Source organism: Ehrlichia ruminantium (assembly GCF_009728835.1).
GTDB classification, from domain to species: domain Bacteria; phylum Pseudomonadota; class Alphaproteobacteria; order Rickettsiales; family Anaplasmataceae; genus Ehrlichia; species Ehrlichia ruminantium_B.
The window spans coordinates 742,719-755,707 of the sequence record NZ_CP033455.1; the positions used below are offsets into that span (position 1 = coordinate 742,719).

Genomic DNA, 12,989 nt, shown 5'->3' on the forward strand with positions numbered 1-12,989 from the left:
TAGGATTTGGAAACAACGTATGTTTGTATTAAGTATAAGAATACTAGGAATTAATGTATACTTATATATCGTATACAATCTCTACTGAAACATTTAACTCATTTACAATAAAATACAAAAATCTTACTGACTCAAGAACACACACATGCCATGTCAATAACCAATTGCTAGGTAGCTGTGAGTATTCATACATAGCTTACCATCAAATGATGAAATAATTTAGTATGTTGTGAATCAGTTTATAATTTTCATATTCATCATATTAGACTTATCTTTACTGCTTTATTATTTTTTTTGATATTTTTCAATATATATTGATAAATCAAAATACTACGTATTGCCACATAAAAAGCATATTTAAAAACATAATCAATGAAAATAGTTATGCATTTAATAAATCATTATATTTTTATAATACTTATAACTAAAACTCTTATATATAACTAGTAATATTTTTAACCAAAACCATGATTTAGACAACTATTACATCACTCAAAAACTTAATCAGTAATAATGTTTTCTTTCTTTTTATATTCCATTAGTATACTTTTTATCTTGTCAGGATCTAATTTTTCATAATAATCATCATTGATCTGTACAACTGGAGCATTAACACAAGCACCTAAACATTCTACTTCTTTTAAAGTAAATAAATTATCACTTGTTGTCCCTCCAACATCTATTTTCAAAAATTTTTTACATGTTTTTAAAATATCATCACTACCACATAACCAACATGGAGTTGTCCGACACACCTGTATTAAGTACTTACCAGTTACAGATAAGTTATACATCGAATAGAACTTAGCAACTTCATATACATGTATTGGCCTCATATCCAAAAAATCTGCTATATAATTCATAGCAGCTATAGGAATAAATCCACCACATTGTTTTTGAGCAATATATAACAATGGCATCACTGCACTAGACTTTCTATCCTGAGGATACCTAGTAAGTGCTTTATTTGCTTGTTTTAGGCTCTCTTTATCAAACCTAAATTCTTCATCACTTGTATCACAGTTTTTTTGTATATTAGATGCCATTTCTTACCTATCTATCTCTCCAAACACTATATCTAATGATCCAATTATAGCTGTTAAATCAGCTAACATATGACCTTTTGCCATCATATCTATTGCTTGCAAATGAGCGAATCCAGGAGCTCTAATTCTACACCTATAAGGTTTATTCGTTCCGTCAGATACTATATATACACCAAATTCACCCTTTGGAGCTTCAACAGCCATGTAAGTTTCCCCAGCAGGTACACTATAACCTTCTGAATATAATTTAAAGTGGTGTATCAATGCTTCCATCGATTTTTTCATTTCTGATCTTTTTGGTGGAGCAATTTTTCTATCATCTGTTTTTACAGGACCATTCGGTATACGATTTAAGCATTGTTCAACTAACTTTATAGATTCTCTAATTTCTGCCATCCTCACTAAGTACCTATCATAGCAATCCCCTTTTTCCCCTACTGGAATTTTAAACTCCAACTCATCATATATTTCATAAGGTTGACTTTTACGTAAATCCCAAGGAATTCCACATGCTCTCAACATTGGTCCTGAGAAACCCCAATCCAAAGCTTGTGTTTTAGATACTACACCAATATCAACATTACGTTGTTTCCAAATCCTATTTTCAGTTAATAAGCTATCTACATCATCAATAAACTTAGGAAACGCGTTTATGAATTTAGATATATCATCTATTAAATCTTCAGGAACATCAGCTGCTACACCTCCAGGACGAATATAAGCTGAATGAAATCTAGCTCCAGATGCCCTTTCATAAAAATTAAGAATTTTTTCGCGTTCTTCAAACATCCATAATAGAGGAGTCATAGCACCTATATCTAATGCTTGACTTGATATGTTCAATAGATGATTCAATATTCTCGTTAATTCACAAAAAATAACACGCAAATACTTTGCCCTAATTGGTATTTCACATTTTAGTAATTTCTCTACACACAAAGAGTACGCATGTTCTTGAGCCATAGGAGATACGTAATCAAGACGATCAAAATATGGTAAAGCTTGAAGATATGTTTTATATTCAATTAATTTTTCAGTTCCTCTATGTAATAACCCAATATGCGGATCTATTCTTTCTATAACTTCTCCACCCATTTCTAAAACTAAACGCATTACACCATGAGCCGCAGGATGTTGAGGACCAAAGTTTAAAGTCATTGGTGTAATTTTAACGTGATTAGACATTGTTAATTATGAAGTAGTATAGCTTTAAATTATGTATGTAGTAACACTTTATGTCAAGAATAAGGTTCGGATAGTATGAGAAATATGTAAAACACTTTATCATTATATTAAACATTCAGGACATATATAAATAAGACATAAATAATACCTCTTGCAAGTTAAAGTATCTCATCAGAAAGCTAAATAAAGTATAAATTTAAGGAATTACTCAATACATTTAATATTACGTATGATGAAACGCATTCCTTAATTTTATACTATGATAAAACATACAAACACTTAATATATTACTAGTAAGAATTGTTATTAATACTAGTATACTTCAAATGGTAAAATCTATATAAATATATCAGGCTTACAAACCACTTTTTTCTATTGGTTAAATAACACTAATTTCATCACTTACCATCATAATAGATACTAATACTGTCTTATCTGTTATAGTTGATTCTAATAAATTAAGATTTAAAATTCCATACCATAAAGAGGATATCTAGTAAATGTTTTATTCGCTTGTTTTAGGCTCTCTCCATCAAACCTGAATTCTTCATCACTTGTATCGCAGTTTTTTGTATATTAGATGCCATTTCTTACCTATCTACCTCTCCAAACACTATATCTAATGTTTATAGATAAATTATAAGTATAGAGTTAAAATATAAATAATACTTATATTAATTCGTTATTTAACCTGACATAAGAGCTTTGGTATATGAAGTTTGATTTCCCTTAATTGTATTTCATATTACTTGCTATATATAGTGTTTTATATAGAAAATAACCCTTATAAAGTCTACTAGAATGTGGTGAAATAATTCTAGTAGTGCCAATATGTATAAGCAGAATATGTATAAATTTTCATCTAACCAAAAAATCAACTTTATATATAAAAAAATCTCTAATTTAGTGAATATACTAATTTCATGATACCGATTTCTTAATTGCTTAAGTGGTAATTCCTTGATATATTATAAATACATATATATATTCATAGAGTAAAAAAACATATTTTACACTATTTACAATTTGTATTATCAATTTACTAACTAATGTATTCAGGTATTTCAAGTACATTACAAATAACTATAACATCACCAATGCTAATTAGTTATAAAATATACCTCTATAAGTTTAAACATAAATATTTGCACTACAATTAGCATATTAAAGCATATTTAATTATAAAAAAGGAATAAACCAAAAATAGTCAGCTATAAATACTTACTATGTAAACTTGCACTATAAAAATATAAAACAAGTTACCACTAAATGCATTAAATACAGCAGTAGATTTATTCTCTATAAATTAGGTAATTACCTTACTTAATACATATCTACTATACTTAATATAATAACATATTATATAAAAATTAAAGGTATTGTTAATGACTGCAAAAAATAAACAGAATAGTATTATAAAAAGTAAACAGTATGTAGTACCGATTACTTCAATAAAAATGTCAGTTATTAAAGAAGATTTTCAACAGTTATAGATGTAAAGCATTAACCTCACAAAATAAAAAAACCAACACCCTATTTATCAGTAAATTACTACCATAAAAGCAAATAACTAACATGATATTTAATTCTTATCAAAACACTATACTAGTAAGATACAAAAAAACAATAATATTAAAAATTCTCAATATTTTTAAGCAAACACATTAATATACAGCTAATAAAGGACATAGCTGGTAAATAGAAAGGTATGTTATACCTTGTGAAGTAAAGATAAATAATAACATACCACCATTACCACTTGTAATATAGGTTAAATACCTCACTATATAGTGTAAATACCACACCCATGTCTAGTAAAGTTTTATACTTTAGAACTTAAACTTTGTACCGACTAAAAATACATAACCTGATTGTTGAGCAGATGTAGAAGGCTTATCAACAGAAAAACAAACAAGATCACCATATACTGATAACTTGTCAACTAAGACTTTTTCCAAACCTAAAGCATAAACTGAAAGTGAGTGTTGTTCTACATTACTCTGATCACTCTTTTTAAGATCCTTATTACTATAGAAATAACTAGCACTTATGCTAAACCCATTCCTTTCAAATTTTGCTCCTAAATCATAGTATTCACTACCAAGGACTACATAATTTGCACTATTGACAGAGATAGTCTTTTTACCAGACTTACCTAAGTTACCGTATGAGCCTAAGATTGTAAAATCATTATAATTAACTGATAATCCAACATTATAAGCTACTAAATCATTATATTGTTCACCATTCAGACGAGCATGTTCTATTACCCCTGATAAAGAATAGTTAAAATTTGATAGCTTGGTTTCATACTTAACGCCTACATTAATAATGTCATTATAACCATTTGCTTTATCTTTAGGTATATAGCTAAATCCAGCCTTAACACCTTTAAAGTCTCGTGAGTAGTAATTAATAATTGGTGCTACGGCCCCAGACTCAGAAGTATATAGGCCTGGCTTTGCCAAAATTGCCCCATTCTTATCAAAACCATATGGGTACTTGGCATCATATCTTAAACTAATGTGATCCAAGTAGCTACCACTAATTCCACCTGACCCAACACTAACATTAGAAGAAGAAATCCTCATAGAATTAGCAACAGGTTTTGTTAAACCTACTTCCATACTACCTATATCAGGTAATGTTAAAAAAACATATGCAGTATTAGCACCTACATTTAACAGGTACTGGTTTGCAGCATAACGATCCTCATCTACAATATCAGATGCAAATTTTACATTAATTCCTACACATGAACCAACTGTAAACTTATCCTTAATATCATTTTTTACAGTATAAGAATATAACAATTTTGAATCCGCATTAACCAATCCTCTTGTATAATCCTTATTATTAATACCATGCTGTAAACTTACATTACCAGACAATGAGAAATCATTAGCATAAGCATTACTCACTGTAAGGATAAAATAAGTTATAGCGCTAGATATATATATTACTTTCTTACACACCTAAACTTACCCTCAAAAAAACCCTAACCCTAATCTAACACCAACTGTTAAAACAATCAAGAATATAATTAAAAAAAATAACTACTATGATAAATATATATTTAACATACTTTTATTATAAATCAACAACCACTATATAAATAAATAATACATATCCTCACCTTACATAAAATTGCAGTTCTATATACAAAAGTTGGTTTTTATCAAAAAATAACCTAACAACCTAAGTAGCATATTAATAATGCCAAACAATGTCAACTAATACAACTTTAGATAATCAATTTTCTCACTTATTTGTAATATGTGTAAGCTTTTATTACATACTTCATCACCTATATAACCTTTTTCTACATTGTTACTAGAATTTTTTGGCTAAATGTTTATAAAGTCCCATATGCACTAAACTGTTTATAACATAGGTAATATTGATGTTATAATCAATTCTTAGTAAGGAATTGAACACACTACATAACCTACAAGACATTATGCTTTTAAATAATTTACTATATTTAGTATTACACTAGGTAAAATCAATGGTAGTTATCTGAATTATATTAGTCTAAGATATGATACTAAAGTCCCCACATGCTTTTGATAAGAATAGGGCAATTTTGGCAAAGCCAGGTCTATATACTTCTGAGTCTGGGATTGTAGCACCAACTATTAATTATTACTCATGAGACTTTAAGGACTATTCAAGACTAGAGTCAGTTATATAAATTAGGATAAAAGTGTAACCAAAACGGTAAAATATCAAAATCTACTTATATTTTATTTATGGGCAGGCACATATATTTATAACTTTACTTACTATATGCTGATATTCTTTAAATATTTCACAGTAAAACATTCAAATATTTTTACTACATTTAATAAAAATATGTAAATCTTTTATATCTAGAAACATGCTCTATTAGTAATTAATCAAAAGCATAATTTGAAATCTAAACTTTTTGTAATGCAAAAAATCACATAGATTTAGAAATCAATATTATAAATATTTATGTTAGCATGCACAACTGAAATTAGTGTATTACTAAATATAGGTCATTTATTTATTCCATATCTCTTGCATATTTTATCCTACTTAAGGATTCTTCTTGCTGAAAATTAACCATAATATCTACAATACTTGGAACATTTATTCTTCTAATTATAGATGCACACAAGCAGTAATAAATACTATTAATTTTCATATCGGAACTTCTTATAAGGTCTTTAATTACTGAAGTTAATTATAAAGTGCATATTCACCTAATCTTTTCCTAAAAAAGCTTTTACACAATTTGCCATTATAACAGGTGCACGATTTATATGAGTTTGATTTTTCATTTATAATATATAAAAATAAATAGAATATAATATCACATAAAAAATAAGAATGACACTTTAAATAATGAATTACGTGATATAAAAAATCAGCTTACAGCAGTAAGATATGAAAAAAGAAATCTGGAAATACTATATTTACATAAAAATGAATTTGCAGTGATTGATGACAAATATAAGTTATGTTTTAAAAATCTTATCAATCATATTTTTAAAGAAAAAACAGATAAATTCAATAAAATATCCCAAGGTAGTTCAAGTAATATATTAAATTACCTTATTCTTTAAGAATACTAATTTCAGCTTTCACAATTAGCTAACAGTGTAGTAGTATTATTAACAATTAAATCATAATAATATAATCATTTATACAAACTGTAATACCAATTCTGAGAAAAACAATTACTTGCTTTTGTCCTTAATTTCTGTGTCACACAATATTACTACAATCAATAAAGAATAAACTTTTTAATACCTTACTATAAATAGATACTATATCTATAAGCACTATATGGTATGGTATATATAATAATACCAAATATAGATTTATAATACATATGTACAAAAAACTTAATACTAGTAACTTGTATAACAATTATCATACTATGTTCATATATTTAGGTTTAATACTTCTCTAACAGAGAAATACATATGGATACATTAGAATAAATATTACAGTTTAAGATACTACATCCCACTAACTACCATTGTACCAGTACCATGCACAGTAAATAATTCTAATAATAACACATGAGGTATTCTACCATCAACAATATGGGCAGATCCATAACCTTCTTTCACAACTTTAATACAAGTTTGTAATTTAGGAATCATACCAGTATGTGCAATACCACTTTCAATTAAACTTTCTGCATTACTTACAGACAACTCAGAGATTAAATTACCATCGCTATCAGTGACCCCAGAAACATTTGTTAAAATAATTAATTTAGCAGCAGCCATAGCATTTGCAAGAGCACCAGCTACTAAATCTGCATTAACATTATACGTAAGATTATTTTCACCACTACATACAGGAGCTATGACGGGAATAAAATCAGATTCTTCCATGAAAAATAATAAATCTGTATTAACATCATGGGGTTCACCAACAAAACCCATATCTAGAATTTTTTCAACATTATTTGACTGATCTTCTTTATAAGTATAGCAAATTTTCTTTGCCTCTATTAAATTAGCATCTTTGCCGCATAATCCAATCGCATTACCTCCAGCTCTATTAATTAGCTGTGTAATATTTTTATTAACTAATCCACAAAGTACCATTTCTACAATTTCAAGTGTTTCAGCATCAGTAACTCTCAACCCATTAATAAATGTACTCTTCTTATTTACTTTTTCTAGAAATTCATTAATCTTGTTTCCTCCTCCATGTACAACTATTGGGTTAATACCAAGCTGTTTTAGTAATACAATATCATGAGCAAAACTTTCTGCTAATTTCTTATCCGTCATAGCAGCTCCGCCATACTTAATAATAAACGTTTCACCAGAAAATTGCTGTATATATGGTAAAGATTCTGACAATGTTTTAGTGATGTTAAACCACTCAATATTCCCTCCGAATTGCTCAATGTTTAACTCGGTATCTTCTTTATTAAGACTATTTTTTGATACATTGTGCAATTTCATAAATTAACTCCTCTATTCCTTGTCTACATTGGCTACTAACATTAATTATTGGATATACAACAAAATTTAAATCAAAGCTTTTAATATCGCTGATAATAACATCAAGCATTCTATTTTGTACACGATCAATTTTTGTTAAGACTAACTGATACAATATTTTATGTATTTCAAGCCACCTGATAAAATCTAAATCTATCTCCTTGAATCCAACTTTAGCATCTATAAGTAACATAACTTTTGATAAGTTCTTTCTATTTAATAAGTAATATTCCATCAAGCAAATATAATTATTTATAGTACCTTTATCCGCCTTAGAATACCCATAACCCGGCAAATCAACTAAAACCATTAATCCCTTATTGATTAGATAAAAATTTATTTGCTTTGTACATCCTGGTTTAGATGATATCCTAGCATTTTTTTTATTGTTCGTTATTGCATTAATCAAGCTAGATTTACCAACATTTGACCGACCAGCAAGTGCAACTTCTGGTATAGAAAAATCAGGCAAAGACTTAACACTAGTAGCTCCTATAATGAATTGGCATTGTGACATTATAGATTTTAGCTTCATAAATTTCTAACATTTAACAAAAATATAAAATGCATTAACCTTAAGTATATATCACATATCAAAATTTAAAGAAAAAAATTTTGCAAATAATATTATAGATGTTATCATCTCTGAACAGTCAACATTTATAAAGATTTATTAAATAATGGTAGCAAAGCTATGAGCTTTGATAGTAGTTTAGAAGAATTATCTGAAAAGTTTTATAAGCTAAAACATTTGTTAGAAGATCCTAGTAAGTTAAGTGTAGAATCTTTTATAAACGCATCAAAAGAATACTCAGAATTATTGCCTATAATCTCAGTAATAGATGAGTACAATACTTTACAAAAAGGTATAGAAGACCTACAAGAACTAATAAACAATCAAGAAACTGATATTGAATTAAAAAACCTTGCAAAAGAAGAATTCTATGAACTACAAAAACAGTTACCTAAAATAAAGCACAAACTGAAATTATCTCTACTTCCAAAAGATAAAGATGATGCACGCAATGCTATTTTAGAAATTAGGGCTGGTACAGGAGGCGAAGAAGCCGCATTATTCGTGACTGACTTATACAGAATGTATATAAAATATGCTGAAAAAAAAAATTGGAAAATTGAACAAATTAACTCATCATCAACTGGTATAGGAGGACATAAGGAAGTTTCATTATGTGTAAGTGGGTCTAACGTATTTGCTAGACTAAAATTTGAATCGGGAGTACATAGAGTACAGAGAGTACCAGAAACTGAAGCTTCTGGTCGACTTCATACTTCAGCTGCAACAGTAGCAGTTTTACCTGAAATCGAAGAAGTAGATTTAAAAATAGACGAAAAAGATCTAAGGATAGATGTGTACAGATCCAGCGGACCAGGAGGACAATCTGTTAACACAACTGATAGTGCTGTACGCATTACACATATACCAAGTGGCCTTGTTGTAATACAACAAGATGAGAAATCTCAACATAAAAATAAAAGCAAAGCCCTGAAAGTTTTAAGAGCAAGGCTTTATGATCTTGAAAAACAAAAAAGAGACGCAGAAATATCACAACTAAGAAAAAGTCAAATAGGCTCTGGAGATAGATCTGAACGTATAAGGACCTATAATTTTCCACAATCCAGGATTACAGACCATAGAATAAATTTAACATTATATAGACTAGAAGACATAATGAAAGAAGGTGATCTAGATGAGCTAATTGAAGCACTAATAGCAGAAGACGAAGCAAATAAGCTAAAAAACTTAAATATCTAATAAGTACTTAATATAATACAATACCTAAAAAACACATAATATAACTATAGTTCTTCAAGTATCTCAGCATATTAGTGATAGTATTGTGAGATGTATAGCACTTGATAGTACTAATGGTTTATCTAGAAATGATGAGTTTATTGATACCGGTTCCTATACCCGTTCCTATTGGTAAGACAACTTTGGAAAGGGTTTTAACAGATAATCGTGGTCCATTAGTTAAAACAGATTACTATAATGTATTATCAATATAACTACTATAATCGAACGCATAAACATCTAACATTCTTCCAATTATAAGTACAAGCAAAGAATAATAAACATTATTTATATAGGATTAAGTATTTTACATATAAACTCTAAGTAATATAACAATGTTGCTAGTGCAATAACACACTTATCTATTAGCTATAATTTTATACTTGTATAACAATAACATTCCTATATTTAAAACTAATAAAATAGAAATACTAGTACTATACACTTACATTAAATAATCAAAACCCTATTAAATAAAAAATATTAGTGATTCATTACTATATTAATTGACAAAAATATAAATATATTGATTGATTGATTATTATTTTGATATAGAATATTCTTATACGTTGTATTGTAGGTTTTTTAGTATTTAATTTAAGAAATATGACTATACACTTTATTATAGTAGATATACTTATTATGTCTATATTTTCACAAATATCTCTATTAAAACATAATTGTACACCTATATAAATAAAGTTTCTAATGCAATTATAATATTATGGACCCATATATCAATTTAAAACTCTTACAAAGCAACCTATTATCTAAGATTTTTATTACATATTTTTACTACACATTTATAATATATACATATTAGCATTGTGAAATATGGCTCTTAACATTAATGGTCTTAATTATGATTTACAGATATATGCTTAAAATTCTACTTCCCATAATCCTTTCAGTAGCATCATTTTATATTAATGAACCATGGGTACTTGAGTTAGCTAAGACTTGCGAAAATATTTTTATTAATTTACTTAAACTAATTAGTTTACCAGTAGTATTTTTTTCTATTACATCAACAATTTCCAAACTGACAAACTTTATGGAAATAAAAGCTCTAATTAAAAAAACTACATTTTATACAATAATTACAACAATTATTGCAGCCACTATTGCATTAATCACATACATATTAATAGATCCATCAAATAAAAATATAATATCAAGTACATTAGGGATGAAAGAACATGTTAATACTCAGAGTTATTTATCATACCTAATTTCCATATTACCTCACAACTTTATCAAGGTATTTTTAGATAATAACATAATAGGATGTGTCATATTAGCTTTTTTGATAGGCGGAGCACTATTATCATTACCAGACAAAAATAAGTGCGAACTACTTAATAAAATACTTGATGCGCTTTTTGATACATTTCTCGAAATAACAAAGTTCATACTCAAGTTAATGCCCATGGCACTATGGTCATTTATCACTGTATTACTTTACAATCTCCATGATGGATACAATTTATCCAGTATATTAAAATATTTATCATGCATAATAATAGCAAATTTTACACAAGCATTTATTGTCTTACCACTGTTATTAAAATTCAAAGGAATTTCCACTATAAAAACATTTCGTGGTATTATGCCAGCACTAATCGTAGCTTTTTTTTCTAAATCATCAACAGCAACACTACCAACAACTCTACGCTACGCACAAGATAATTTAAAGATATCAAAAAAAGTATCATCTTTTATACTACCAGTTTGTACAACAATCAATATGAATGCATGTGCAGCGTTCATACTTATTACAGTACTTTTTGTATCAGAAATTAATGGATATACTTTTTCTATAAGTGAAATGTTATTATGGGTATTTCTAGCTACAGGAGGTGCAATAGGTAATGCAGGCATTCCAATGGGATGTTATTTTATGTCTATGAGTTATTTAATATCTATGAAGATACCATTGAATACTATGGGTATAATACTGCCTATATATACAATAATAGATATGTTTGAAACATCAATCAACGTTTGGTCAGACGTATGTATTACTCAAGTAGTTAATAAGGAATGCTATATAACAAATAACAATAATAAATAAGAAAAGATAATATAAAATTTCTCATATGATCCAATAAATGCATAATTTTTCTTACTTATAGGCACTAACTCTGGATTCATTGAAAAATTATTAAAATATCTAAAAGTGGATATAGCAATATAATATCACAGATCCTGTAAGAGATAAGTTATTAACACTAGGTAACATTTTAAAAGAATACACAATACAGCATGATCGACATATTTATCTACCATAGCTTTTATCCATAATTATCTTTGGACAATAAGATCTGTTCATTATAAAAACAATATCGTAGGATCTTAATATTAATAGGTAATCATATCTTGATAAAAATCATGTACCCTATTTGCAATATCATGTTTTATATAGGATTTTTTCAATGCCCAATTTTAATATTCAGCAAGTAAATTCTATCAATATTCTGACAAAAAAGTTGTTTAGTGAGCAAATAGTTATGTAATATAACCATTATATTGATGTATGTACAAAACTAAAGTAATAATTATATTAACATTCACAAATATATTTAACCATACAAATATATCACTTTAAATATTTCTTTCTAAAATTTCTTACCTTTAATAACCTGATTAAATAATATTGGAATGTAAATACTTTATCAAAAAAATCAGCTACTAAAACACATCCACATTTTAATAAAACTATAAATACTTATAAAAAAATTCTCTTAACTTAGGTAACAAATAAAATTGTATCTGTTACGAACACTACAAAATAATCACAATAAATGAAATATAATAGCATGAACATCAGTATGTTATATAATAATTTTATAAATCTCCTTTAAGAACATGTTTCAAAAAAAAAAAAATATATATATATATAGTGGAATATTCGGATGAATCAAATTCCTGATATAAGTGCTATAAAAG

General features: G+C 27.5%; 8 protein-coding genes and 2 pseudogenes. 3 read left to right on the forward strand and 7 right to left on the reverse strand.

What is annotated here, in order from left to right; translation table 11 throughout:
• Nucleotides 1-61: 61 nt before the first annotated feature.
• The 7 genes and pseudogenes from EDL80_RS05120 to yihA form a co-directional block, all read right to left on the reverse strand.
• Nucleotides 62-193, reverse strand: a complete 132-nt coding sequence (locus EDL80_RS05120; protein ID WP_269144129.1) for a hypothetical protein — start codon at nucleotides 191-193, stop codon at nucleotides 62-64.
• 307 nt (nucleotides 194-500) lie between these two features.
• The gene (nuoE, locus tag EDL80_RS02515; RefSeq protein WP_158406616.1) at nucleotides 501-1,046 is read right to left on the reverse strand and encodes an NADH-quinone oxidoreductase subunit NuoE; all 546 of its coding nucleotides are present in this window, start codon (nucleotides 1,044-1,046) and stop codon (nucleotides 501-503) included.
• A 3-nt stretch (nucleotides 1,047-1,049) separates the two neighbouring features.
• A complete protein-coding gene (locus tag EDL80_RS02520) occupies nucleotides 1,050-2,231 on the reverse strand; it encodes an NADH-quinone oxidoreductase subunit D (protein ID WP_158406617.1) in 1,182 nt (393 codons plus the stop codon).
• Nucleotides 2,232-4,060: 1,829 nt separating this feature from the next.
• Entirely contained in the window at nucleotides 4,061-5,152 is a 1,092-nt protein-coding gene (locus tag EDL80_RS02525; RefSeq protein ID WP_230957181.1) for a porin, read from the reverse strand.
• Nucleotides 5,153-6,261: 1,109 nt separating this feature from the next.
• Nucleotides 6,262-6,441: pseudogene (locus tag EDL80_RS02530) on the reverse strand (glutamate--tRNA ligase); the annotation flags it as partial.
• 781 nt (nucleotides 6,442-7,222) lie between these two features.
• Nucleotides 7,223-8,188: an acetylglutamate kinase gene (gene argB / locus EDL80_RS02535; protein WP_158406620.1), complete on the reverse strand. Its 966-nt coding sequence runs from the start codon at nucleotides 8,186-8,188 to the stop codon at nucleotides 7,223-7,225.
• On the reverse strand, nucleotides 8,160-8,762 hold the full coding sequence (yihA, locus tag EDL80_RS02540) for a ribosome biogenesis GTP-binding protein YihA/YsxC (RefSeq protein ID WP_158406621.1): 603 nt from the start codon (nucleotides 8,760-8,762) through the stop codon (nucleotides 8,160-8,162). Before yihA ends, argB begins: the two co-directional genes overlap by 29 nt.
• A gap of 159 nt (nucleotides 8,763-8,921) precedes the next feature.
• On the opposite strand from yihA, the gene prfA reads away from it, so the two are divergent.
• From prfA to EDL80_RS02555, 3 genes and pseudogenes are all read left to right on the forward strand, one after another.
• Nucleotides 8,922-10,001 (forward strand): peptide chain release factor 1, encoded by a 1,080-nt coding sequence (prfA, locus tag EDL80_RS02545; RefSeq protein WP_158406622.1) that lies wholly within the window; start codon nucleotides 8,922-8,924, stop codon nucleotides 9,999-10,001.
• Nucleotides 10,002-10,047: 46 nt separating this feature from the next.
• Nucleotides 10,048-10,219, forward strand: a pseudogene (locus EDL80_RS02550) (F0F1 ATP synthase subunit beta); the annotation flags it as partial.
• A gap of 683 nt (nucleotides 10,220-10,902) precedes the next feature.
• Complete coding sequence (locus tag EDL80_RS02555) at nucleotides 10,903-12,114, forward strand: dicarboxylate/amino acid:cation symporter (RefSeq protein ID WP_158406623.1); 1,212 nt, start codon at nucleotides 10,903-10,905, stop codon at nucleotides 12,112-12,114.
• Nucleotides 12,115-12,989 lie beyond the last annotated feature (875 nt).

What these genes read in the sequence shown, in the direction of transcription:
- EDL80_RS05120 (WP_269144129.1), bottom strand. Translation starts at nt 193, where the DNA reads ATGTATGAATACTCACAGCTACCTAGCAATTGGTTATTGACATGGCAT.
- nuoE (WP_158406616.1), bottom strand. Translation starts at nt 1,046, where the DNA reads ATGGCATCTAATATACAAAAAAACTGTGATACAAGTGATGAAGAATTT.
- EDL80_RS02520 (WP_158406617.1), bottom strand. Translation starts at nt 2,231, where the DNA reads ATGTCTAATCACGTTAAAATTACACCAATGACTTTAAACTTTGGTCCT.
- argB (WP_158406620.1), bottom strand. Translation starts at nt 8,188, where the DNA reads ATGAAATTGCACAATGTATCAAAAAATAGTCTTAATAAAGAAGATACC.
- yihA (WP_158406621.1), bottom strand. Translation starts at nt 8,762, where the DNA reads ATGAAGCTAAAATCTATAATGTCACAATGCCAATTCATTATAGGAGCT.
- prfA (WP_158406622.1), top strand. Translation starts at nt 8,922, where the DNA reads ATGAGCTTTGATAGTAGTTTAGAAGAATTATCTGAAAAGTTTTATAAG.
- EDL80_RS02555 (WP_158406623.1), top strand. Translation starts at nt 10,903, where the DNA reads ATGATTTACAGATATATGCTTAAAATTCTACTTCCCATAATCCTTTCA.